At 72.1% G+C, this 23,147-nt stretch carries 24 protein-coding genes; 18 read left to right on the top strand and 6 right to left on the bottom strand.

Annotation, left to right across the window (positions count from 1 at the left end):
- Window positions 1–176 precede the first annotated feature (176 nt).
- Both ABD346_RS08390 and ABD346_RS08385 read left to right on the top strand, forming a co-directional pair.
- Window positions 177–1,040: a helix-turn-helix domain-containing protein gene (locus ABD346_RS08390; RefSeq protein WP_344373468.1), complete on the top strand. Its 864-nt coding sequence runs from the start codon at window positions 177–179 to the stop codon at window positions 1,038–1,040.
- A 20-nt stretch (window positions 1,041–1,060) separates the two neighbouring features.
- Window positions 1,061–1,285: a DUF397 domain-containing protein gene (locus ABD346_RS08385; RefSeq protein ID WP_381228342.1), complete on the top strand. Its 225-nt coding sequence runs from the start codon at window positions 1,061–1,063 to the stop codon at window positions 1,283–1,285.
- Window positions 1,286–1,292: 7 nt separating this feature from the next.
- On the opposite strand, the gene ABD346_RS08380 is transcribed toward ABD346_RS08385, so the two are convergent.
- Window positions 1,293–2,435 carry an 8-amino-7-oxononanoate synthase gene (locus ABD346_RS08380; protein ID WP_344373464.1) on the bottom strand — a complete coding sequence of 381 codons (1,143 nt, stop codon included), beginning with the start codon at window positions 2,433–2,435 and terminating at the stop codon, window positions 1,293–1,295.
- A 145-nt stretch (window positions 2,436–2,580) separates the two neighbouring features.
- Between ABD346_RS08380 and bioB the strand changes: the two genes are divergently transcribed.
- The 11 genes from bioB (at window position 2,581) to ABD346_RS08325 (ending at window position 14,442) form a co-directional block, all read left to right on the top strand.
- On the top strand, window positions 2,581–3,801 hold the full coding sequence (gene bioB, locus ABD346_RS08375) for a biotin synthase BioB (protein ID WP_344373462.1): 1,221 nt from the start codon (window positions 2,581–2,583) through the stop codon (window positions 3,799–3,801).
- On the top strand, window positions 3,794–5,083 hold the full coding sequence (locus tag ABD346_RS08370; protein ID WP_344373460.1) for an adenosylmethionine--8-amino-7-oxononanoate transaminase: 1,290 nt from the start codon (window positions 3,794–3,796) through the stop codon (window positions 5,081–5,083). The genes bioB and ABD346_RS08370 overlap by 8 nt, the downstream gene beginning before the upstream one ends.
- A gap of 1 nt (window position 5,084) precedes the next feature.
- Window positions 5,085–5,777 carry a dethiobiotin synthase gene (gene bioD / locus ABD346_RS08365; protein ID WP_344373458.1) on the top strand — a complete coding sequence of 231 codons (693 nt, stop codon included), beginning with the start codon at window positions 5,085–5,087 and terminating at the stop codon, window positions 5,775–5,777.
- A complete protein-coding gene (locus ABD346_RS08360) occupies window positions 5,777–6,139 on the top strand; it encodes a VOC family protein (RefSeq protein WP_344373456.1) in 363 nt (120 codons plus the stop codon). The genes bioD and ABD346_RS08360 overlap by 1 nt, the downstream gene beginning before the upstream one ends.
- A gap of 68 nt (window positions 6,140–6,207) precedes the next feature.
- On the top strand, window positions 6,208–6,888 hold the full coding sequence (locus ABD346_RS08355) for a class I SAM-dependent methyltransferase (RefSeq protein WP_344373455.1): 681 nt from the start codon (window positions 6,208–6,210) through the stop codon (window positions 6,886–6,888).
- Between the two features lie 150 nt (window positions 6,889–7,038).
- A complete protein-coding gene (locus ABD346_RS08350; protein ID WP_344373453.1) occupies window positions 7,039–7,857 on the top strand; it encodes an ABC transporter ATP-binding protein in 819 nt (272 codons plus the stop codon).
- A gap of 6 nt (window positions 7,858–7,863) precedes the next feature.
- The gene (locus ABD346_RS08345) at window positions 7,864–10,431 is read left to right on the top strand and encodes an FtsX-like permease family protein (protein ID WP_344373452.1); all 2,568 of its coding nucleotides are present in this window, start codon (window positions 7,864–7,866) and stop codon (window positions 10,429–10,431) included.
- 24 nt (window positions 10,432–10,455) lie between these two features.
- Complete coding sequence (locus ABD346_RS08340) at window positions 10,456–11,340, top strand: LLM class F420-dependent oxidoreductase (protein ID WP_344373451.1); 885 nt, start codon at window positions 10,456–10,458, stop codon at window positions 11,338–11,340.
- Entirely contained in the window at window positions 11,337–11,903 is a 567-nt protein-coding gene (locus tag ABD346_RS08335) for a GNAT family N-acetyltransferase (protein WP_344373449.1), read from the top strand. Before ABD346_RS08340 ends, ABD346_RS08335 begins: the two co-directional genes overlap by 4 nt.
- A gap of 179 nt (window positions 11,904–12,082) precedes the next feature.
- Window positions 12,083–13,420 (top strand): hemolysin family protein, encoded by a 1,338-nt coding sequence (locus ABD346_RS08330; protein WP_344373447.1) that lies wholly within the window; start codon window positions 12,083–12,085, stop codon window positions 13,418–13,420.
- The gene (locus ABD346_RS08325; RefSeq protein ID WP_344374432.1) at window positions 13,420–14,442 is read left to right on the top strand and encodes a hemolysin family protein; all 1,023 of its coding nucleotides are present in this window, start codon (window positions 13,420–13,422) and stop codon (window positions 14,440–14,442) included. Before ABD346_RS08330 ends, ABD346_RS08325 begins: the two co-directional genes overlap by 1 nt.
- A gap of 37 nt (window positions 14,443–14,479) precedes the next feature.
- On the opposite strand, the gene ABD346_RS08320 is transcribed toward ABD346_RS08325, so the two are convergent.
- The gene (locus tag ABD346_RS08320; RefSeq protein WP_226598724.1) at window positions 14,480–14,734 is read right to left on the bottom strand and encodes a holin; all 255 of its coding nucleotides are present in this window, start codon (window positions 14,732–14,734) and stop codon (window positions 14,480–14,482) included.
- Window positions 14,735–14,915: 181 nt separating this feature from the next.
- On the opposite strand from ABD346_RS08320, the gene ABD346_RS08315 reads away from it, so the two are divergent.
- Window positions 14,916–15,752 (top strand): SGNH/GDSL hydrolase family protein, encoded by an 837-nt coding sequence (locus ABD346_RS08315; RefSeq protein ID WP_344373444.1) that lies wholly within the window; start codon window positions 14,916–14,918, stop codon window positions 15,750–15,752.
- 89 nt (window positions 15,753–15,841) lie between these two features.
- Here ABD346_RS08315 and ABD346_RS08310 read toward each other — a convergent pair whose 3' ends face one another.
- Entirely contained in the window at window positions 15,842–16,564 is a 723-nt protein-coding gene (locus tag ABD346_RS08310) for a GNAT family N-acetyltransferase (protein ID WP_344373442.1), read from the bottom strand.
- 193 nt (window positions 16,565–16,757) lie between these two features.
- Between ABD346_RS08310 and def the strand changes: the two genes are divergently transcribed.
- The 3 genes from def to mug all read left to right on the top strand — a co-directional run bounded on the left by def (window position 16,758) and on the right by mug (window position 19,549).
- Entirely contained in the window at window positions 16,758–17,405 is a 648-nt protein-coding gene (def, locus tag ABD346_RS08305) for a peptide deformylase (protein WP_344373441.1), read from the top strand.
- Between the two features lie 142 nt (window positions 17,406–17,547).
- The gene (gene purB / locus ABD346_RS08300) at window positions 17,548–18,990 is read left to right on the top strand and encodes an adenylosuccinate lyase (RefSeq protein WP_344373440.1); all 1,443 of its coding nucleotides are present in this window, start codon (window positions 17,548–17,550) and stop codon (window positions 18,988–18,990) included.
- A 13-nt stretch (window positions 18,991–19,003) separates the two neighbouring features.
- Window positions 19,004–19,549 (top strand): G/U mismatch-specific DNA glycosylase, encoded by a 546-nt coding sequence (gene mug, locus ABD346_RS08295; protein WP_344374431.1) that lies wholly within the window; start codon window positions 19,004–19,006, stop codon window positions 19,547–19,549.
- Between the two features lie 121 nt (window positions 19,550–19,670).
- Here the strand turns inward: mug and ABD346_RS08290 are convergent, their stop codons facing one another.
- From ABD346_RS08290 to ABD346_RS08280, 3 genes are all read right to left on the bottom strand, one after another.
- On the bottom strand, window positions 19,671–20,105 hold the full coding sequence (locus tag ABD346_RS08290; RefSeq protein WP_344373438.1) for a hypothetical protein: 435 nt from the start codon (window positions 20,103–20,105) through the stop codon (window positions 19,671–19,673).
- Window positions 20,106–20,171: 66 nt separating this feature from the next.
- On the bottom strand, window positions 20,172–20,918 hold the full coding sequence (locus ABD346_RS08285; protein WP_344373436.1) for an ABC transporter permease: 747 nt from the start codon (window positions 20,916–20,918) through the stop codon (window positions 20,172–20,174).
- Between the two features lie 3 nt (window positions 20,919–20,921).
- Window positions 20,922–21,854: an ATP-binding cassette domain-containing protein gene (locus tag ABD346_RS08280; RefSeq protein WP_344373435.1), complete on the bottom strand. Its 933-nt coding sequence runs from the start codon at window positions 21,852–21,854 to the stop codon at window positions 20,922–20,924.
- Window positions 21,855–21,961: 107 nt separating this feature from the next.
- Here ABD346_RS08280 and ABD346_RS08275 point away from each other — a divergent pair, with 107 nt between their 5' ends.
- On the top strand, window positions 21,962–23,137 hold the full coding sequence (locus ABD346_RS08275) for a sensor histidine kinase (protein ID WP_344373433.1): 1,176 nt from the start codon (window positions 21,962–21,964) through the stop codon (window positions 23,135–23,137).
- Window positions 23,138–23,147 lie beyond the last annotated feature (10 nt).

The following is a 23,147-nucleotide window of genomic DNA, read 5'->3' as shown; positions in this document are numbered from 1 at the left end:
GCGAAGACGACATCGGCCTCGGATTGTGCTTCGCGCCAGAGTGCCACTCATCGTGCCGGTCTCGGGTGCGATCCACCAAGATATGCATATATCTGTCGCTCAAAGCAGTGAACTCTCCGACGGTAGACCGTATTTGGGCTCACACTTACCCATCGCCGGAGACGAAGGAGGCGGCTATGGGGCACGGGCCGGCGGTGCGCAGACGCAAGCTCGGCGAGGAGTTGCGCAAGCTGCGCGACCGAACGGGGCTCACGAGCGGGGAGGCGGCAAGTCTGGTCGGCTGGCACCAGTCGAAGGTGAGCCGGATCGAAACCGGCCGCAGTGGCGTGAAGCCCGCGGACGTGGCCCGGCTGCTCGAAGCATACGGGGTACGCGACCCCCGACTTCGCGCGCTTTTGGAAGCGTTGGCCGATTCGGCGGGCGGCGTCGGGGTGGACTGGGCGCATGCGTACCGGGGTCTGCTGCCGACGCAGTACCGCGACTTCATCAGCCTGGAGTCGCAGGCGCGCACGGCGCGCACCCTGGAGACGTCGGTGGTGCCGGGCCTTTTGCAGACGCCGGCGTACGCCCGGGCGGTCACGCGGGCCGCGCTCGGCGGGCTGCCGCCGGACAAGGTGGATTCCCTCGTGGAGGTGCGGATCGCTCGTCAGGAGGTGCTGCGCGGCGATCCGCCGCTGGTGCTCAGCGCGGTGCTCGACGAGGCGGTATTGCGCCGCGGAGTGGGCGGCCCGGCGGCCATGCGGGAGCAGTTACGGCATTTGCTGGAGCTCGCCGCACTGCCGCACGTGCGGTTACAGGTCATCCCTTTCCATTACGGCGGCTATGTCGGCCTCACGGGCCCTTTCATTATCTTTTCATTTCCGGCCATTTCGGATCTGGATGTGGTTGTTATCGACCATTTGACGAGTAGCCTCTACCTCGAACGGAGAGAAGACCTTGAGGCGTACAGTGCCGCGTTCCTGACCGTTCAGGCACTCGCGCTTTCCTCCGAGGACTCGTTGGATCTCATCGCCCGGACAGCCCGGGAAGGACCGGGCTAGTTCGTGGCGAGTGGGGAGGCATGATGTCCGCACACCCTGCGCACGTTCCTTCCAGCACTTCCCTCACGAGTGCCACGTGGCGGCGCAGCAGCCGCAGCGTGGGCATGAACAACTGTGTCGAGACGGCGCGGCTCAATGGCGAGCTGCTTGCCGTGCGCGACTCCCAACGGATCGACGGGCCCGCGCTGCTCTTCGGCGCCCCCGCCTGGCAGCGCTTCATCTCCACCTTCATCGCAGCGAATTGACGGCTCGTCAAGCGGTGGGCGCGGTCTTCAGGATCGTGCCCACCGCCTTGTCGATCTGGCGCTCCGTCAGGTCCGCCCGTGCGGTCAGCCGGATCCGTGAAATGCCGTCCGGCACCGACGGAGGCCGGAAGCAGCCGACCACGAGCCCGGCGTCACGGCAGTCGGCGGCCCAGGCAACCGCCGCCTCCGGCGAGGGTGCCCGCACCGAGACGACCGCGGCGTCGGGCCGCACCGCCAGATGTCCGGCCGCGGTGAGCCGGCCGTGCAGCTCGGCGGCGACGGCGCGCGCCCGGCCCGCCAACTCCGGTTGCGTACGCAGCAGTTGCAGGGCAGCGAGCGCCCCGCCGGCCGCCGCGGGGGCGAGCCCGGTGTCGAAGATGAAGGTGCGGGCCGCGTTCACCAGATGGCGGACGACCCGGGCCGGGCCGAGGACCGCGCCGCCCTGGCTGCCGAGCGACTTGGACAGGGTGACCGTGGCGACCACGTCGTCCGCGCCCGCGAGCCCGGCCGCGTGCAGCGCGCCGCGCCCGCCCTCGCCGAGCACTCCGAGCCCGTGCGCGTCGTCCACGACCAGGGCGGCCCCGAACTCCCGGCATCCGGCGGCGAGTTGATCCAGCGGCGCGGCGTCGCCGTCCACCGAGAACACCGAGTCGGACACGACGAGACCGGGCCCGCCGTGCGCGTCCAGGGCCTTGCGGACGGCCTCCGGTTCGGCGTGCGGCACGACCTCGGTACGAGCGCGGGCGAGCCGGCAGCCGTCGACGATGGAGGCGTGGTTGCCCGCGTCGGAGACGATCAGCGAGCCGTGCGGGCCGAGCGCGGTGAGCGCCGCGAGGTTCGCCGCGTACCCGGAGGAGAAGACCAGGGCCGACTCGAAGCCGCAGAACGCGGCGAGCTCGCGCTCCAGCTCCGTGTGCAGCGCGGTCGTCCCGGTGACCAGGCGGGAGCCGGTGGCCCCCGCGCCCCAGCGGTGGGCGGCCCCGGCGGCGCCCGCCGTGACCGCGGGATGCCGGGTGAGCCCCAGGTAGTCGTTGCTCGCCAGGTCCAGGAGGTCCTGGTCGGCGGACCGGGGCCGCAGGGTGCGGACCAGACCGGCGCGCTCGCGGCGCTCCGATTCTCCATCGATCCAGTCGAACGGCGCTCGCGGCATGGTGGAGTCCCTTTTTGTAGGCTGCCGACAGACCCTAGCCGGTGCCATGCCAGGTCAGGGTGTGGCGATACACACACCTCAAACGGGCCGTGTTGTGGGATCCCTACCTTGGCCGCAGGCGGTGCCGTGCGCGAAGATCGGCGCCATGGACCTGCTGAACACGCTGGTGGACAAGGGGTTGCGGCGCGAACTGCCGACCCGCGAAGAGGCACTCGCCGTACTGGCGACCTCCGACGACGAACTGCTCGATGTGGTGGCCGCGGCCGGCAAGGTGCGCCGCCAGTGGTTCGGACGCCGGGTGAAGCTGAACTATCTGGTCAACCTGAAGTCGGGCCTGTGCCCCGAGGACTGTTCGTACTGCTCCCAGCGGCTCGGCTCCAAGGCCGACATCCTGAAGTACACGTGGCTCAAGCCCGACGAGGCGTCCAAGGCCGCGGCCGCGGGCGTCGCGGGCGGCGCGAAGCGGGTCTGCCTGGTGGCCAGCGGCCGCGGCCCCACGGACCGCGACATCGCCCGGGTCTCCGAGACGATCGAGACGATCAAGGAACAGAATGAGGGCATCGAGGTCTGCGCCTGCCTCGGCCTCCTCTCGGACGGCCAGGCCGAGCGGCTGCGCGCCGCCGGGGCCGACGCGTACAACCACAACCTGAACACGTCCGAGGGGACGTACGGGGACATTACGACCACGCACACCTATCAGGACCGCGTGGACACCGTGACCAAGGCGCACGACGCGGGACTCTCGGCCTGCTCGGGTCTGATCGCGGGCATGGGCGAGTCCGACGAGGACCTGGTGGACGTGGTCTTCGCGCTGCGCGAGCTGGACCCGGACTCGGTGCCGGTCAACTTCCTCATTCCGTTCGAGGGCACCCCGCTCGCCAAGGAGTGGAACCTCACCCCGCAGCGCTGCCTGCGCATCCTGGCCATGACCCGGTTCGTGTGCCCGGACGTCGAGGTGCGGCTCGCCGGCGGCCGTGAGGTGCATCTGCGCTCGATGCAGCCGCTCGCCCTCCACCTGGTCAACTCGATCTTCCTGGGCGACTACCTGACCAGCGAGGGCCAGGCCGGACAGGCCGACCTCGACATGATCGCGGACGCCGGGTTCGAGGTGGAGGGCGCGGGTACCACGACCCTCCCCCGGCACCGCGCGGACGCGGTCGCCGCGGCGGGCTGCGGTTCGGGCGCGAGCGCCTGCGGTTCGCACGAGGAGAGCGGCTGCGGCTCCCACGAGGGCGGCGGCTGCGGGCCCTGCGGCGGCCACGCCGCCGCCGCGGAACCCGAGCAGGCGCCCGCGGACCAGGCGCGCACCGATCTGGTGGCCGTGCGCCGCCGCGGGGCGGGGACGGATCTCGCGCCCAATGCCTGAGTACTCCCCCACCGATCTGCTCGATCTGGACCGCCGGCACGTCTGGCATCCGTACGGGCCGATGCCCCATCGGCAGGAGCAGCTCCTGGTCGAGTCGGCGTCGGGCGTACGGCTGCGGCTGGCCGAACCGGCTCACGGGCAGCGCGAGTTGATCGACGGGATGTCGTCGTGGTGGTCGGCCGTGCACGGCTACAACCACCCGGTGCTCAACGAGGCGGCGCGCGGCCAGCTCGACCGGATGAGTCACGTCATGTTCGGCGGGCTCACCCATGAGCCCGCCGTCCGGCTCGCCGCCCGGCTCGTCGAGATCACGCCCGGGCCGCTCCAGCACGTCTTCCTCAGCGACTCCGGTTCGGTCGCGGTCGAGGTCGCCGTGAAGATGTGCCTGCAGTACTGGCGCTCGGTCGGGCAGCCGCGCAAGCAGCGCCTGCTCACCTGGCGCGGCGGCTACCACGGCGACACCTGGCAGCCGATGTCGGTGTGCGACCCCGAGGGCGGGATGCACGAGCTGTGGCAGGGCGCGCTGCCCCGCCAGGTCTTCGTCGGCGCTCCGCCCGCGGAGTTCGAGGAGTCGTACGCGCATGAGCTGCGCGAGGCGATCGCGCGGCACGCCGACGAGCTGGCCGCGGTGATCGTGGAGCCGGTGGTGCAGGGTGCGGGCGGGATGCGCTTCCACGCGCCGGAGTATCTGCGGGTGCTGCGCGAGGCCTGCGACAAGCACGGTGTGCTGCTCGTCTTCGACGAGATCGCCTCCGGCTTCGGCCGCACCGGCGCGCTGTTCGCGGCCGACCACGCGGCGCTCTCGCCGGACGTCATGTGTGTCGGCAAGGCGCTGACCGGCGGCTATCTGTCGATGGCGGCGACGCTCTGCACGAGCCGGGTCGCCGAGGGCATCTCCTCGGGCGAGGTCCCGGTGCTCGCCCACGGCCCGACGTTCATGGGTAATCCGCTGGCCGCCTCGGTGGCCCTCGCCTCGATCGATCTGCTGCTCGGCCAGGACTGGCAGCGCGAGATCAAGCGCATCGAGAGCGGCCTGCTCGACGGCCTTGGGCCGGCCCGCTCGATCGAGGGCGTACGGGACGTCCGGGTGCTCGGCGCCATCGGCGTGGTCCAGCTGGACCACGACGTGGACATGAAGGCGGCGACCGCGGCGGCCGTGCGCGAGGGCGTGTGGTTGCGGCCGTTCCGGGATCTGATCTACACGATGCCGCCCTATGTGACGGGCGACGACGATCTGGCGCGCATCTGCCGTGCGGTGTGCGCGGCTGCGCGGGAGGGCTGAGATGGCGATTCTGGTCGTGAGCGGTACGGGCACCGAGATCGGCAAGACGATCACCACGGCGGCCCTCGCCGCGGTGGCGCTCGCCGCCGGCCGTTCGGTGGCCGTGCTCAAACCGGCCCAGACGGGGGTCGCGCCGGGCGAGCCCGGTGACGTCTTCGAGGTGCGGCGGCTCGCCGGCGAGGCGGTGACCGGGGTCGAACTGGCCCGGTTCCCCGAGCCGTTGGCGCCGAACGCCTCGGCCCGCCGGGCCGGGATGACGCCGGTGGGTCCCGAGGAGGTGGCCGAGGCCGCGGCGAAACTGGCCACCGAGCACGATCTCGTCCTGGTCGAGGGCGCGGGCGGGCTCCTGGTCCGCTTCGACGACGAGGGCGGCACGCTCGCGGACGCGGCCCGGCTGCTCGGTGCCCCCGTCCTGGTGGTGACGCCCGCCGGACTGGGCACACTGAACTCGACGGCCCTGACCGCCGAGGCCCTGCGGGCCCGGGATCTGGAATGCGCCGGGGTCGTCGTGGGCAGCTGGCCGGCCGAGCCGGATCTGGCCTCGCGATGCAATCTCGCGGACCTTCCCGAGGCGGCCGGGGCCCCCTTGCTCGGCACCGTGCCCGAGGGCGCCGGACGGCTGGCGCCCGCCGACTTCCGTACCCGAGCGGCCGGCTGGCTCGCCCCGGCGCTCGGCGGCGTTTGGAGTATCTGATGGCTGTGTTACGGGCCCGCCTCGGGCAGCTCGTCGTGGACTGCGCCGACCCGGGGCGGCTCGCCCGCTTCTGGGCCGGGCTGCTCGGCGGGCGCCCGGTGGTGCGGGACTCCTCGTGGTCGTACGTCGATCCGCCGGGCGCGCCCAGGCTCGCCTTCCAGCGCGTACCGGAGGAGAAGGCGGGCAAGAACCGGCTGCACCTGGACCTCGCGGTCGAGGACGTGCGCCGGGCGCGGGCGGCGGCCGTGCGGCGCGGGGCGCATCCCGTGGGTGCGACCGTGACCGACGCCCAGGGGACCTTCCAGGTGATGCGCGACCCCGAGGGCAACGAGTTCTGCTTGGTGGAGTCCGCGGACGGGTGAGCGGGCGCGGCGCGGGGACAATGCGGGTAACGCGACGGCTGCCCGCCCGCAGGCTCAGGAGGTCCGACATGGCGCAGCGCACCAAGATCGCCCCGGATGCCGTGCACCACCCCGTGTTCGCCCGCTTCTACGCGCGCTACAGCGAGGCGGTCGACCTCAGAGCCGGGATCGCCGAGCACCGCCATGAACTGCTCGACGGGCTCTCGGGGCGCGTCATCGAGATCGGCGCGGGCAACGGGCTCAACTTCGCGCACTATCCGGCGGCCGTCTCCGAGGTGGTGGCCATCGAACCGGAGCGCACGCTGCGGCAGGCGGCGGTCCGCTCGGCGCTCCGGGCGGAGGTTCCGGTGGATGTGGTGCCGGGTGCGGCGGAAGCCCTTCCGGTCAAGAGCGAGGCCTTCGACGCGGCGGTCGCCTCGCTGGTGCTGTGTTCGGTACGGGACCTCTCCAGGGCGCTCGGTGAGATCCGCCGGGTGCTGCGCCCGGGCGGCGAGCTGCGGTTCTTCGAGCACGGCCGGGCGGACGGCCGGGTGCTCGCGACAGTGCAGCGCGGCCTGGACCGCACGGTGTGGCCGCTGCTGTTCGGCGGCTGCCACACGGCGCGCGATCCGCTGGGCGCGATCGAGGCGGCGGGCTTCGAGATCGCCGGCTACCGCCATGTGCGGGTGCCCGCCAAGGGCGTCGCATCCCCGTCCTCGCCGTGCGTGCTCGGGGTGGCGCGGCGCCCGGCGCTCGGCCCGGACGAATAGGAGCCCGGGTCCGAGCGTGGCGCGTGGCCCTTACATCCGCCTCCCCATACCGGGCCCCTCGACGGATGGCGACGGCTCGGCCCCGCCCTCTACTCTCTTATGCGGTACGGGAGTTGGAACGGCCATGACGCCACAATCGGGGAGGCGGCCTTGTCCACACCTGCAACGGCACACGCGTACGGCACGCAGCCCGCGGGGCCGGTCGCCGCGCGGGCGCGCGCACTCACCAAGGCGTACGGCAGCGGCGAGACCACGGTGCTCGCGCTGGACTCGGTCGACGTGGACATCGTGCGGGGCGCCTTCACCGCGGTGATGGGTCCTTCGGGTTCGGGGAAGTCGACGCTGATGCACTGCCTGGCCGGGCTCGACACCGTGTCGGCGGGGCAGGTGTGGCTCGGGGACACCGAGATCACCGGGCTCAGGGACCGGGAGCTGACCCGGCTCAGGCGGGACCGGATCGGCTTCATGTTCCAGTCGTTCAACCTGCTGCCCACGCTCACGGCGGCCGAGAACATCACGCTGCCGATGGACATCGCGGGCCGCACCCCGGACCGGGCGTGGGTGGACCGGGTCGTCGACACGCTGGGCCTGCGCGACCGGCTGGGGCACCGCCCGGCGCAGTTGTCCGGGGGCCAGCAGCAGCGGGTGGCGTGTGCGCGGGCGCTCGCGTCCCGGCCCGAGCTGATCTTCACGGACGAGCCCACCGGCAACCTGGACTCGCGGGCCGGCGCGGAGGTCCTGGCGTTCCTGCGGGAGGCGGTGGACAGCCTGGAGCAGACCGTGGTGATGGTGACCCACGACCCGGGCGCCGCGGGCCACGCCGATCTGGTCCTCTTCCTGGGCGACGGCCGGATCGTGGACCGGATGGAGCGGCCCACCGCGGAGGCCGTCCTGGAGCGGATGCGGCTCTTCTCGGGTGCCCGGGCGAATCCCGGCGGCGCCCCGGACGACATGCTGCGGAAGAGCTGACCGGCCGTGCTGAAGGCGACCCTGCGCGGTTTCCTCGCGCACAAGGGACGGCTCCTCCTGTCCGCTCTCGCGGTGGTGCTCTCGGTGGCGTTCGTGGCCGGTTCGCTGATCTTCTCGGACACCGTGGCGCGCACCTTCGACCGGCTCTTCGCCTCGACGTCGGCCGATGTGACCGTGTCGCCGAAGAAGCAGATCGACACCGCGCTGCCGTCCGGCGAGACACCCACCGTGCCGGCCTCGCTCGCCGCCCAGCTCGCCCACGTCGACGGCGTCGCGGCGGCCCGCATCGACGCGGCCGTCTCCGGCATCACCGTCATCGACGCCCACGACAAGGCCGTGGGGCCGACCACCGGCGGACCCACGATCGCCACCAACTGGTATGTCACCCGGCGCAGTCCGGTGAAACTGACGAGTGGTCACGAACCGCGCGGGCCCCATGAGGCGCTGCTCGACAAGGACACCGCGGACAAGAAGAAGGTGCGGATCGGCGACACCCTCACCGTGCTCGCCGGGCCCGGTTCGTTCAAGGTGGGCGTGGTCGGGATCGCCACGTTCACCACCACCAACCCGGGCGCGGCCCTGGTCTTCCTGGACACCCCGACCGCCCAGTCCCGGCTGCTCGGCAGCGCGGACGCGGCGACCGGCATCTCGGTCGACGCGGCCCCGGGCGTCAGTGACGACGTGCTGAAGCAGCGCATCGCGGACCGGCTCGGCGGACGGTACGAGCTGAAGACGGCGGCCGAGCAGGCGACGTCGGACGCCGCGCGGCTCGGCGGGTTCCTCGATGTCATCAAGTATCTGATGCTGGGGTTCGCGGGCATCGCGGTGCTCGTCGGGATCTTCCTGATCGTCAACACCTTCTCGATGCTGATCGCCCAACGCACCCGTGAACTGGGCCTGTTGAGGGCGCTGGGCGCGGACCGCGGGCAGGTGCGCCGTTCTGTCCTTCTGGAGGCGCTGCTTCTCGGACTGGTCGGTTCGACGCTGGGTCTCGCCGCGGGCGTCGGGCTGGCCGTGGGGCTCATCGCGCTGATGAGCCTGTTCGGGATGAACCTGAGCGCCGCCGAGATGGTGTTCAACTGGCCGACGCCCGTGTCCGCTTACGCGGTGGGTGTCGGCGTGACGTTCGTGGCCGCCTATCTGCCGGCCCGCCGGGCGGCCAAGGTCTCCCCCATGGCCGCGCTCGTCGATGCCGAAGTGGCGGGTGCCGGACGGCCGTTGCGGGTACGGGCCGTGGTGGGTGCGCTGCTCGGCGCCGCCGGAGCGGCGGCCCTGGCGGGCTGCGCGGCCGCCGACAAGGCCTCGACCGCCTCGTCGCTGCTGGGACTTGGCCTGGTGCTCACGCTGATCGCGACCGTCGTCGCGGGTCCGCTTCTGGTGCGGCCGGTGATCCGGGTGCTCGGCGGGGCGTTCCCCACGGTGTTCGGCCCGGTGGGCCGGATGAGCCAGCGCAACGCCCTGCGCAACCCGCGGCGTACCGGAGCGACCGCGTCCGCCCTCATGGTCGGCATCGCCCTGGTCACCGGGCTCTCGGTCGCCAGCACCTCGATGTCCAAGTCCTTCGACCAGCAGATCGACCGGGTCCTCGGCGCGGACTTCGTCGTCCAGAACGCCAATTTCCAGCCGTTCCCGCAGGAGATCACCGAACGGATCCGGGCGACGCAGGGCGTGGGCACGGTGGTGCGCCAGCGGTTCGCGCCCGTGCGGGTCACCCTGCCGGACGGCAAGAAGGCCGACACGACGGCGTCCGGCTACGACCAGCGGCTCGACGACGTGGCCCATCTGACGTACGCGGGCGGCGGCACCGCACAGGCGCTCGCCGCCGACGGCCTCGCGATGGACAAGACGTACGCCCAGGACCACGGCGTGCGGATCGGCGACTCGCTGCCCGTGCTGTTCTCCTCCGGGCAGCAGGCGCGCCTGAACGTCGCGGCTCTGACCGACATGAACGGGGGCAGCGGCGGGTTCGCGACCGAGGGCGCCCTCTTCATGGGCCTGTCCACGCTTGAGCGGTATGTGCCCGGCGGCCAGGACGCCGCCGTGTATGTGAACGCGGCGAGCGGCACGTCCGCCGACCGGCTGCGCGCCGCGCTGAAGACCGCGCTGAACTCGTATCCGCAGGTCCAGGTACGGGACCAGAGCGACTACAAGAAACTGGTGCACGACCAGATCGCGGTGCTGCTCTACCTGGTGTACGCGCTGCTCGGCCTGGCGATCGTGATCGCGGTGCTCGGGGTGGTCAACACCCTTGCCCTGTCGGTGGTCGAGCGGACCAGGGAGATCGGGCTGCTGCGGGCGATCGGGCTCTCGCGGGTGCAGCTGAGGCGGATGATCCGGCTGGAATCCGTCGTGATCGCCGTCTTCGGCGCACTGCTCGGGCTCGTCCTGGGCATGGTGTGGGGGGTGGCGGTGCAGCAGGTGCTCGCGCTCCAGGGCCTCACCGCGTTCGCGGTGCCGTGGTCGACGATCGTCGCGGTCGCGGTGGGCTCGGCGGCCGTCGGCCTGGTGGCGGCGCTGCTGCCCGCCCTGCGGGCCTCGCGGATGAACGTGCTCGCCGCCATCGCTCACGAGTGACTCCCCGTCCATGGAGGAGAGTTGATGATCCGTCCGTTCCGTTTCGCTGTGAACATGGTGACCCCGGCGGTGGGCGGGGAGTGGCGCAAGCGCTGCCGCCGGGCCGAGGAGCTCGGCTACGACGTGATCCAGGTGGCCGACCATCTCGGCATGCCCGCGCCGTTCCCCTCCGTGGTGGCCGCCGCGTACGCCACCGAGCGGCCCCGGGTCGGGCCCTTCGTGCTCAACGCCGCGTTCTGGACGCCGGCGCTGCTTGCCCGCGAGATCGCCACGGTGGACGCGCTGACCGACGGGCGCCTGGAGGTCGGGCTCGGCACCGGATACGTACGCGAGGAGCACGAGCGGGCCGGGGTCGCGTGGCGCACGCCGGGCGGCCGGGTCGACCATCTCGCCCGCACGGTACGTGAGTTGGAGCGCTTGCTGGGCGACGAGGCACACGCCGGGCAGCTCGTGCAGCGGCCCCGGCCTCCGCTGCTCATCGGCGCGAAGGGCGACCGGATGCTGCGGCTGACCGCCGAGCACGCGGACATCGCCGCGTTCACCGGGGCGCGGACCTCGCCCGTCGACGGGACGCTCACCGTCATGAACGCCGACGACCTGGCGGAACGGGTCGCCACCTACCGGAGGTTCGCGGCCGGGCGCGAGACTCCGGCCGAACTCAACCTGCTGATCCAGTGGGTGAACGTCACCCGGGACCGGCGGGCCTCGGTGCGCGAAGCCCTGCACCGCCTTCCCTATCTGACCGAGAACGAGATGCTCGACCTGCCGATGCTGCTCATCGGCACGGTGCCGCAGATGGCCGACCAGCTGCGCGCCCAGCGCGAGCGCTACGGCTTCTCCTACCTCACGGTCCTCGACGCGTACATGGAGGAGTTCGGGGCGGTGATCGAGGAGCTGCGGGGCGAGTGAGCGGACGCCCGCGTCGATCGGGGTCCGTATCGATCGGCGTCCACATCGATCGACCCGCGTCGATCGGGGTCCCTGTCGATCGGCGTCCGTATGGCAAAACGGTTCGCCGCGGGTCGCGGCCCGGTGGTGGGATGAACTCCATGAACGACTTGCGCATCCGGGCCGCCGGGCCCGAGGACCTGGACGCGGTCCTCGCCTTCTGGAAGACGGCCGCCGAGGGCACCAGCATCAGCGACGACCGCGAGGGCGTCGAACGCCTCGTGGCCCGCGACCCCGAGACGCTGATCCTGGCGGAGTCCGACGGCGATCTGGTCGGCACGGTGATCGCGGGCTTCGACGGCTGGCGCTGCCATCTCTACCGCCTCGCCGTCCACCCGGACCACCGCCGCAGGGGCATCGGCGGGGCGCTGCTCGCCGCGGCCGAGGACCGGTTCGTCGCGCTCGGCGGGCGTCGCGCGGACGCCATGGTGCTCGTCCGCAACGAGCTCGCGCAGCACGCCTGGCAGGCCGCCGGCTACGGGCCCGAGGAGCAGTGGCGCCGCTGGGTGAAGCCGCTGGGCTGAGCGGGGTCTGAGCGGCTGGGCCCGCTCCTCTTTGCCAATGCTTTACCATGGGTGAACCTCTACCCATCGACTGAAAGGTGTGAGCGTCCGCCCATGGGCGAGCCTCCCAGTACCAGCACCGCCGCGCGACACCGCGCGCACCGCCTCCCCCTGGCCGATCATGGGACGGAGGTGACCCGATGACCGAAGTGCTCCTCCTCCTGGCGGCCGTACTGCTCTCGCTGGTCTGCGCGGTCTTCGTCGCGGCCGAGTTCTCCCTCACCACCGCCGAGCGCAGCGATCTGGAGCGGGCCGTCGAGCGCGGCGAACGAGGTGCCTCCAGCGCGCTGAAGGCCGTACGGAGCCTCACCTTCCAGCTGTCCGGCGCCCAGCTCGGCATCACCGTCACCGGCCTCGTCATCGGCATGATCGCCAAGCCGTCGATCGCCAAGCTCCTGACCGGCCCGCTCGAAGCGCTCGGCCTGTCCGCGACGACCGCGAGCTCGGTGGCCCTGGTGCTCGGCATGGTGCTCTCCACCGTGTTCCTGATGGTCGTCGGCGAGCTGGTCCCCAAGAACTGGGCGATCTCCTCGCCGCTCGCCGTCGCGAAGGTCGTCTCGGCCCCGCAGCGCGCGTTCAGCGCGGCCTTCCGCCCGCTGATCAGCCACCTCAACACCTCGGCCAACCACCTGGTGCGCCGCTTCGGCCTGGAGCCCGCCGAGGAGCTGGCCTCCGCGCGCAGCCCGCAGGAGCTGGTCGCCCTCGCCCGGCACTCGGCCAAGGAGGGCGCCCTGGAGGCGGACACCGCCGAGCTGTTCGTGCGGACCCTCAGCCTCGCCGAGCTCAACGCGGAGAACGTGATGACGCCCCGCGTGCAGGTCACCGCGCTCGACATCCAGGCCACCGCCGAGGACGTCGCGAACGCGACCCGCGCCACGGGCCTGTCCCGCTTCCCCGTGTACCGGGGCAGCCTCGACTCGGTCGTGGGCATCGCCCACATCAAGGACGTCCTCGCGGTGCCGGCCGAACGCAGGCGCCTGTATCCGGTCACGTCGCTGCTGCGCGAGCCGCTGCTCGTCCCCGAGACGCTCACCGTGGACCGGCTCCTCGACCAGCTGTACGGCAGGCGCACCATGGCCGTCGTCATCGACGAGTACGGCGGCACCGCGGGCGTCGTCACCCTGGAGGACATCGTGGAGGAGGTCGTCGGCGAAGTGCGCGACGAGCACGATCCGCACGAGACCCCCGACCTCGCCCCCGCCGGACAGGACGCCGACGGCCGCACCCTGTACTCCGCCGACGGCGCCGCCCGCGACGACCAGCTCGCCGCGATCGGCCTGCGCGTGCCGGACGGACCGTACGAGACCCTCGCCGGACTGGTCGCGACCGAACTCGGCCGGATTCCGACGGTCGGCGACCGCGTGGACCTGGCCGGCTGGCGCATGGACGTCGTCGACGCGTCCGGCCGGCGCGCGGCCCGCGTCCTGCTGCACGCACCCCTGAACCCCGAGGACGACAACGAGGAGGCCGGCCGGTGATCATCGCGATCCAGATTCTGATCGGCCTGGCGACCCTGGTCGTCAACGCCTTCTTCGTCGGCGCCGAGTTCGCCCTGATCTCGGTGCGCCGCAGCCAGATCGAACCGCTCGCCGAGGACGGCAACCGCCGCGCCCGCAGCGTCATCTGGGGCCTGGAACACGTCTCGGCCCTGATGGCCGCGGCGCAGCTCGGCATCACGCTGTGCACCCTGGTGCTCGGTGTGGTCGCCGAACCCGCCATCGCGCACATGGTCGAGCCGGTCTTCGACGCGGTGGGCGTGCCGACCGGCCTCATCCATCCCGTGTCGTTCGTGCTCGCCCTCGCGGTCGCCACCTATCTGCACATGCTGCTGGGCGAGATGGTGCCGAAGAACATCGCACTGGCCGAGCCCGCGCGCACCGCGCTGCTCCTCGGCCCGCCGCTGGTGACTCTGGCGCGGGCGCTGCGCCCGGCGATCTTCGCGATCAACGCCTTCGCCAACACCCTCCTGAAACTGCTCAGGGTGGACGCCAAGGGCCATGTCACGGCGACCTTCTCGGACGACGAACTGGCCCGCCTGGTGACCGACGCGGGCGATGCCGGGCTCCTCGACGACCGGGCGGCCGAGCGCCTGCACGACGCCCTTGAGCTGGGACGACGGCCCGTTCAGGACGTGGTCGTGCCGCTGGACAAGGTGGTACGGGCCGAGGTCGGCACCACCCCGGAGGAGCTGGAGCGGCTCGCCGCGAGCTCCGGTTTCTCGCGCTTCCCGGTCGTCGACGAGGACAGCCGGATCCTGGGCTATCTGCACGTCAAGGACGCCCTGGACGCGGCGCCGCGCGAGGTGGCCTTCCCCGTCGCAGCGCTGCGCCCGATCGCCCGGGTGCGCGCCGCGACCCCGCTCGACGACGTCCTGACCGCGATGCGGCGCAGCCGTACGCATCTGGCGGCGGTCCTGGGCGAGGAGGGCAAGCTGGCGGGCCTGGTCACCATGGAGGACGTGCTGCGGGAGCTCGTGGGCCCGCCGGCGGCCGCGGCCTAGCCCTGACGGCTGCTTGGTTGTTCGGCTGCCGAGCCGCTCACGCGGCGGGTTTGGCGGGAGCGGCCGGGCTCGTGGTCTCGGTGAGACCCGGGCCCGGCTGCCCCAGCTGCGAGGAGCCGACGGCCATCAGGACGGCGAGCACCGCGGCCATGCCCGCGGTCGCGAAAGCCGCGGTCCAGTGGACGTCGAGGAGGTTGGTCGCGCCGGCCGTCAGGACGGCGGCGAGCGCCTGGGCGAAGGTGCGGATGGCACGCTCGGCGGTGGCCTTCCAGAAGGCCGCGGTGAACAACATCGACGCTCGCTCTCTCGACGGCCGGTTCCGGCCGGGTTCCATAAAAGTTGATGTGTTCCTGGCATACCGCGGAACGGGCCCCGCCGAAAGGGCCTGGTCGGCCTCCTTGTGATCACGGTCCCCACGAGGCATTCGATGCCCCCGGACCGCCGTGGCTACCGCGCGGTACGATCGCTCCGCCATGGAGATGAATGCCTCATACACCAGCTTTGCCGCGATCGGGGACTCCTTCACGGAGGGCATGTCCGACCGGCTTCCCGACGGCTCCTACCGCGGCTGGGCCGATGTGCTCGCCGCCCGCCTCGCGGCCCGCACCCCCGGCTTCCGGTACGCGAACCTGGCCGTGCGCGGCAAGCTCATCGGGCAGATCGTCGAGGAGCAGGTGGCCGCGGCGGCCGCGCTGCGCCCGGACGTCATCACCCTGGTCGGCGGCCTCAACGACACCCTGCGCCCCAAGTGCGACATGGGCCGGGTACGCGGACTCCTCACGGAGGCGGTCGAACAGCTCGCCCCCGCCTGCAAGCACCTGGTCCTGATGCGCAGCCCGGGCCGCAACGGCCCGGTCCTCGACCGCTTCCGCCCCCGCATGGAAGAGCTCTTCTCGTACGTCGACGAACTGGCCGGGCGGCACGGCGCGTTGGTCGTCGACCTGTACGGCGCGCCGGTCCTCGGCGATCAGCGGCTGTGGGACGTGGACCGGCTGCATCTGACCGCGGAGGGGCACCGCAGGGTGGCCGAGGCGGTCTGGCAGACGCTGGGCCTGGACGCCGAGGACGACTGGCGCTCGCCCCTGCCGCCCGCGGTCCGCCCCGGCTGGGCCGCGAGCCGGACGGCCGACCTGCGCTTCGCCCGCCGGCACCTGGTGCCGTGGATCGGGCGCCGCGTCACGGGCCGCTCTTCCGGCGACGGCCGCAGCGGCGCCCACTTCGACGCCGCGCGGGGGCAGGCTTTCTGGGTCACACCGGGGGACACGGCGGCTCGGGGGCCGGTGCCGGAGTGGGTCCGGGCCGAGGACTGAGCCATCGTCAACGGGGCCTCCCCGGGCCGGAGTTGTGGGTTCGGCGGCTTGCGCCGGGCACGACCGGGAGTGCGCAGGCCCGCCGCCCGTCACCCTGCCGCGCTCGGCTCCGGTACCCGGGCCGCGAGGAACCGGGTGGTGCGCCGGAGCCGGAAGCCCAGGGACTCGTACAGCCTGATGGCGGTGGTGTTGGTGGCCGCGGTGTGCAGGAACGGGGTTTCGCCGCGCTCCCTGATGCCGAAGGCGACCGCGCGGACCAGGCGGGAGCCGAGGCCCTGGCCGCGGAACGCGTCGTCGGTGCAGACCGCGCTGATCTCGGTCCAGCCCGGCGGGTGCAGCCGCTCCCCGGCCATCGCGATGAGCCGGCCCTCGCGGCGGATGCCGAGGTAGGTGCCGAGCTCCACGGTGCGGGGCAGGAACGGCCCGGGACGGGTGCGCTCCACGAGGGCGAGCATCTCGGGCACGTCGTCCGCGCCGAGCCGTACCGCCTCCTCGTCGGGGCGGGCGTCCACCGCCTCGTCGACGAGCTGGACGCCCTCCAGGTCGAAGGTGATCTCCCAGCCCTCGGGCAGCGCGACTCGCACCCCGGGGAGCGCCACTTCCGCGCCGGGCCCGGCGAGCGCGGCCAGGTCCGCCCAGTCGCCGGCGTCCGGGTCCGCGGGCAGCCCCAGCCAGGGCGACACGTCGGTCTCGTAGCGCAGCACTCTGCCGCGGACCTGGGCGAACCGCGCGTGCGGCCCGGTCAGCGAGGCGTACGCGGGGTTGTCCAGCGGGTGCGCCGGGGTCTCGGTGCGGACGGACGCGTCGGGCATGATCTCCTCGCTCGGAGTCTCGGGATCGCGGGATCTCGGCACAGGGCAACGCCGGATGCGCCCCTGAACGTCGGGGGCGCCTCTCCATGAAAGATCCGATTCCGGTCACGCATTCCCTGACGAGCCGGATTGTTCACAAGGCGGACATGATCCCGGGTGCGCGTCCAGTGATCGTTCTTGGCATCCTGTGAGCATGTCGTCCCCCGCGCTCATCGACCTCGTCGACCAATTGCTCGCCGGCTCAGGCCCCTTGCCGATCGTCGCCGCCGGCGACCCCGTGCTGCGCCGGCCCGCCGAGCCGGTGGACGGCCGCCTGGACCGCAAGCGCCTCGACCGGCTGATCGAGGCGATGCGCGAGACCATGCTCGCGGCCCCGGGCGTCGGCCTCGCGGCACCCCAGGTGGGCCTGCCGCTGCGGCTCGCGGTCATCGAGGACGCGGCGGAGGTCTCCGAGGAGATCAGGCAGGCCCGCGGCCGCGTCCCGCAGCCGTTCCGGGTCCTGATCAATCCGTCCTACGAGCCCGCCGGCCCCGGCCGGGCCGCGTTCTTCGAGGGCTGCCTGAGCGTGCCGGGCTGGGGCGCGGTCGTGGCCCGGCACGCGAACGTACGCCTGCGTGCGCTCGACGAGCACGGCCGCGCGGTGGACGAGGTGTTCACCGGCTGGCCCGCCCGCATCGTCCAGCACGAGACCGACCACCTCGACGGCACGCTGTACCTGGACCGCGCGGAGCTGCGCTCACTGTCCTCGCGGGAGGCGATGGCCGACCGCTGGGCCCAGCCGACCCCGGCCGCCGCGGCCGAGGCCCTCGGGTTCGAGCTCGGCGACGGCCACGAGGGGTGAGAGCAGCCGTCACCGCGAGCCGACTTCCCGTGCCGCTGTGTGAGCGGCGCCCCCTCCCCCGGCAGCGAGGCATCGTCTCGTAGCAAGGCACAAACCGGGGTGGGGCGCTGGCCTGCAGAAATCGCCAGTAGACTCTGGACACGTGACTGCTGTGTCTGCGAAGCCTCGCATCCCGAACGTTCTGGCCGGCCGCTACGCCTCCGCGGAGCTCGCCGTCCTCTGGTCCCCCGAGCAGAAGGTCAAGCTGGAGCGCCAGCTGTGGCTCGCCGTGCTGCGTGCCCAGAAGGACCTGGGGATCGAGGTGCCCGAGGCCGCACTCGCCGACTACGAGCGCGTCATCGACCAGGTCGACCTCGCCTCCATCGCCGAGCGCGAGAAGGTCACCCGGCACGATGTGAAGGCCCGCATCGAGGAGTTCAACGCGCTCGCCGGCCACGAGCAGGTCCACAAGGGCATGACCTCGCGCGACCTCACCGAGAACGTCGAGCAGCTCCAGATCCGGCTCTCCCTCGAACTGATGCGGGACCGCACGGTGGCGGTCCTCGCGCGCCTCGGCAAGCTGTCCGGCGAGTACGCCGAGCTGGTCATGGCCGGGCGCTCGCACAACGTGGCCGCGCAGGCCACGACGCTGGGCAAGCGCTTCGCGACCGCGGCCGACGAGCTGCTGGTGGCGTACGGCCGCCTCGAGGACCTGCTCGCCCGCTACCCGCTGCGCGGCATCAAGGGCCCGGTCGGCACCGCCCAGGACATGCTGGACCTGCTCGGCGGCGACGCCTCGAAGCTGGCCGACCTGGAGCAGCGCATCGCGGGCCACCTCGGCTTCGCCCACGCCTTCACCTCGGTCGGCCAGGTCTACCCGCGCTCCCTCGACTACGACGTGGTGACCGCGCTTGTGCAGCTGGCCGCCGCACCGTCCTCCGTCGCCAAGACGATCCGCCTGATGGCCGGGCACGAGCTGGTCACCGAGGGCTTCAAGCCCGGCCAGGTCGGCTCGTCCGCGATGCCGCACAAGATGAACACCCGCTCCTGCGAGCGCGTGAACGGACTGATGGTCATCCTGCGCGGCTACGCCTCGATGACCGGCGAGCTGGCGGGCGACCAGTGGAACGAGGGCGACGTCTCCTGCTCGGTGGTCCGCCGGGTCGCGCTGCCCGACGCGTTCTTCGCCTTCGACGGTCTGCTCGAAACCTTCCTCACGGTGCTCGACGAGTTCGGCGCGTTCCCCGCCGTCGTCGCCCGTGAGCTGGACCGCTACCTGCCGTTCCTGGCCACCACGAAGGTCCTGATGGCCGCCGTCCGCGCCGGGGTGGGCCGCGAGGCCGCGCACGAGGTCATCAAGGAGCACGCCGTCGCCTCCGCCCTCGCGATGCGCGAGCAGGGTGCCGAGCGCAACGAGCTCCTCGACAAGCTGGCGGCCGACGAGCGCATGCCGCTCGACCGCGCACAGCTCGACGACCTGATGGCCGACAAGCTGTCCTTCACCGGCGCGGCCGGCGACCAGGTCACCGCCGTGGTCTCCCGCATCGAGGAGATCGTCAAGCAGCACCCCGCGGCCGCCGGCTACGCCCCGGGCTCGATCCTCTGATCCCGCACCCGTGCTGAGCCCCGAGGAACTCCGGGCCGCCCGCGACACCGTCATCCCCGACGTGATCGCGGGCGGTCTGTCCGTGCTGTTCTGCGGCATCAACCCGAGCCTGATGTCGGGCGCCACGGGCCACCACTTCGCCCGCCCGGGCAACCGCTTCTGGCCGGTGCTGCACCTGTCCGGCTTCACCCCCAGGCAGTTGAAGCCCGCCGAGCAGGGCGAGCTCCTCTCGTACGGTCTCGGCATCACCAATGTGGTGGCCCGGGCCACCGCGCGGGCCGACGAACTCGACGCCGAGGAGTTCCGCGAGGGCGGACGCCTGCTGGCTGCGAAGGTCGAGCGGCTCCGGCCCACCTGGCTGGCGGTTGTGGGCGTCACCGCGTACCGCACGGCTTTCGGTGACCGCCGGGCCCAAATCGGCCCGCAGGAGCACACGATCGGCGCGACCAGGGTGTGGGCACTGCCCAATCCCAGCGGGCTGAACGCTCACTGGACCGCGCAGACGATGGCCGAGGAGTACGGGCGGTTGCGCGTGGCTGCCGAGGGGGGCTTCGGCTAGGCCCGTGGCTCCCCCAGCTGCGGTACGGATCTTCGGGTGTGGGCCGTCCGTGGCTGGTCGCGCAGTTCCCCGCGCCCCTTTCGGGGTGCGCCTCCCTGCGAGGGGACTACTGCCCTGCTCGCTAGGGCGGGTCCACCTCCGTCACCGTCACGCTCAGGTCCCAGCCCGGGCCCTCCGCCTCCAGGTCGAGGCCCACGGCTATCCATCTGCCCTCGATCCGCCACAGGTTCAGGAAGTCGAAGCCGACGGCGAACTCCGCCCAGGGCTCCGGTATCTCCTCCCCCGCGACCAGCCGGGCCTGGGCGCTCCAGAGGCTGATCCACTGCGGTTCCTCCCAGCGTCGGGTGAGCTCGGCCACCAGGGCGTCGTGGTCGGCGACGCATTGGGCGCGTTTCTCCAGGCGTTCCGTCAGGTCCTCCCATTCCTCCTCGTCGGCGCTCAGGCATGCGGAGTGATATCCCGGGCCGCTCACTTCCGCGCCGCTTCGGCTGCGCTTCGCGGGGAATTCCCGCGAGCGCAGCCGGTCGATGTGCTGGAGATACAGAGCGGTGGTCATGTCGTCAGTAAACCGCCCGGCACTGACAATTGGCGTCCCGTCAGCCGCTGGACGGCTGCCATCCGGTCAGGCGTCTCGGCGCCGCAGCGCCCACCAGCCGGCGGCCGTCGCAAGCACCGTCCAGGCCGCCAGGACGGCCATCCCGCTCCACGGCCCGAGCGTGCCGGCCGGGTCCTGGAGCAGGATCTGCTGGCCCGCCCGGTCCGGCAGGAAGTCGGCCGCGCCGCCGCCCTGCGACATGTCTCCCACCACGAACGGGAGGATCAGGAATAGTGGCACGAGCAGGCTCAGCGCGCCGGTGACACTGCGCAGGAGGGCGGCGACTCCTGCCGAGAGCAGGCTGATCAGAGCCAGATAGAAGGCGCAGCCGACGACGGCGCGCAGCGCGCCCGGGTCCGCGATGCCTATGCCGAAGCCCCGGTCCATCAGGGCCTGGCCGCCGAGGAAGCTGATCAGGCTGGCCACCAGGCCGACCGCGAGGACGCATCCGCCGATCACCGCGAGCTTGGCGCCGTAGAACAGCGTTCTCTTGGGCACGGCAGCCAGGGATATCCGGATCCCTCCGTTCTTGTATTCACCCGCCATGGCCATGACGCTGAAAATGATCGCTGCCAACTGCCCGAAATTCAGGCCGTAGTAGGAGAACAGCACCGGGTCGAAGTCCGTGCTGTCGGGCTGTGGGCGGCCGAGCGCGGCGCAGATGAGGAGGGAGAGGCCCGCCGTCGCCACGGGGACGGTCAGCAGGGAGCCCACCAGGGAGCGCAGCGAACGGATCTTGATCCACTCGGTGTGGAGTACCGCGGGGAACGACATGGCCTAGGCCTCCTGGGTCTGGGGGGCGCGGGAGGATGCGTACTCCGCCTGGTCGGCGGTCAGATCGAGGTAGGCCTGCTCCAACGTGCCTTCCTCATTGGCGAGTTCGAGAATGGGGATGCCCTCGCGGGCGGCGATCGGGCCGATTTCGTCGACGCGTGCGCCCTCCACCGTCCAGAGTCCGTCCTCTGCCTGGACCGGGTCGAAGCCCTTGCCGAGCAGGAGCGTCCGCAGCCGGGCACCTTCGGTGGTGCGCAGCCGGACCCTGGGCCGGATCCGGGAGTCGATGAAGTCCTGCATCGGGGTGTCGGCGAGGAGCCGGCCGCGGCCGAGGACGACCAGGTGGTCGGCGAACGAGGCCGTCTCGTTCATCAGGTGGCTGGAGACGAGCACCGTCCTCCCCTCCCGCGCGAGGCCACGCATCAACTCCCGTGTCCAGATGATCCCTTCGGGGTCCAGGCCGTTGGACGGCTCGTCCAGGATCACCACCGCCGGGTCGCCGAGCAGGGCGGCCGCGATACCGAGCCGCTGCCGCATCCCGAGCGAGAACGTCTTGATCCGGCGGCCCGCGACCCCCGCGAGCCCGGCTTCCTCCAGGACCTCGGCCACCCGCCGCACCGGTATGCGGTTGCTCGCCGCGAGGGCCAGCAGATGGCTGCGGGCCGTGCGGGAGCCGTGCGCGGCCTGCGCGTCGAGCAGGGCGCCCACTTCGCGCAACGGCTCAGTCAGGTCCGCGTACCGGCGGCCGCCGATCAGTGCGGTGCCGGACGTCGGCCGGTCGAGGCCGAGCAGGATACGCAGGGTGGTGGACTTGCCGGCACCGTTGGGGCCGAGGAAGCCGGTCACCCGGCCCGGCTCGACCGCGAAGGTGAGCCGGTCCACGGCTCGCGTGGTGCCGTACTCCTTGCGGAGCTCTTGGACGTCGATCCTTGTCATGCCCCAAGCGTCGCCGTCCGCGCAGGTCAGCCGCCTCCCCCGGCCGGGGGGAGCTTCTCCCCCGCACGGGGGAGCCGGATCGATCACCGCGCTGGGACGATGAGCGAATGCATCGCTCACTTCGCCCGCTGGCCCGCCCGGTCACCTACACACGCTGGCTGCATCTGCTGATCCCGATCGCGTTCGTGGCGATCTGGCTCTTCATCGACATGCAGCGGGTGTGGGTCCTTGGGCTGCTCGTCGTGCCGCTCGGGCTGATACCGGCGGTGCGTCTCGAAGAGGGCATTCAGGCGCAGCTCCTGCTCACTCCCGGCGAGCGCGGCCGGCCGGACGCCTCGATCGCGGCCGCGCCGTCGGCCACCTGGCGCGACCGCTGGCGGACGGTGCTCTGGCTGGAGGCGCGGCTGATGCTGTCCGGCGTGACGATCGCGGGCACCGTCTGGCTTCCGGCGTTGTCCGTGGACCTGGTCGCGCGGGGTTTCGGTGGGCCGCCGTTGGTGTTCGGACAGATCGCGCCCTGGCTGCCGCCCCACGGCTGGCTCGTGCCGCTCGCCCTGGTGCCGCTCGTCGTCATGCTGGCCTGTCTGGTGGCGGCCGGGAACCTGATCACCTTCATCGCTCGTAAGCTGCTCGGGCCCTCGGCCACGGAGCGGCTCACCGCGCTGGAGGAACGGACCGAGCTGCTCCTCGAACGCAACCGCATGGCCCGCGAGATCCACGACTCGATCGGCCACGCGCTGACCGTCGCCGTGGTGCAGGCGGGCGCAGCCCGTGCGGCCGGGGATCCAGCCTTCACCGATCGGGCGCTGGCGGCGATCGAGGAGACCGGCCGGGCCGCCCTGGAGGACCTGGAGCGGGTGCTGCTCGTCCTGCGCGAGACGGGCCTGCCGGCCAGTCAGCGCCCCACACTGCTGGAGGCCGACCGGCTCATCGAGTCGGCCCGCGGCTCGGGCGCCGCTGTCGACTCGGAGTTCTCCGGCCCGCTGGATCAGGTGCCCGGTCCGGTGTCGCGGGAGGGGTACCGGATCCTGCAGGAGGCACTCACCAATGTGCTGCGGCACTCGGGACCCGTACCCATACGGATCCGAATGGCCGTGCTGGGCAGGCGACTTGAGATGGATGTGACCAATCCGCTGACGGGGGCGGCGCCCGGTGGAAAGGGAGGCAGTGGTCTGCGCGGAATGCGGGAGCGGGCCGCGCTGCTCGGAGGGGAGGCGGAGACGGGGCCGCATGAAGGCGAGTGGCGTGTGCGGGTGCGGCTGCCGCTGGACACACTGATCTGACACCGGGGCG

This window comes from Streptomyces mauvecolor (assembly GCF_039532965.1).
Lineage (GTDB): Bacteria > Actinomycetota > Actinomycetes > Streptomycetales > Streptomycetaceae > Streptomyces > Streptomyces violascens.
This window is presented reverse-complemented; position numbering and strand designations above follow the sequence as displayed.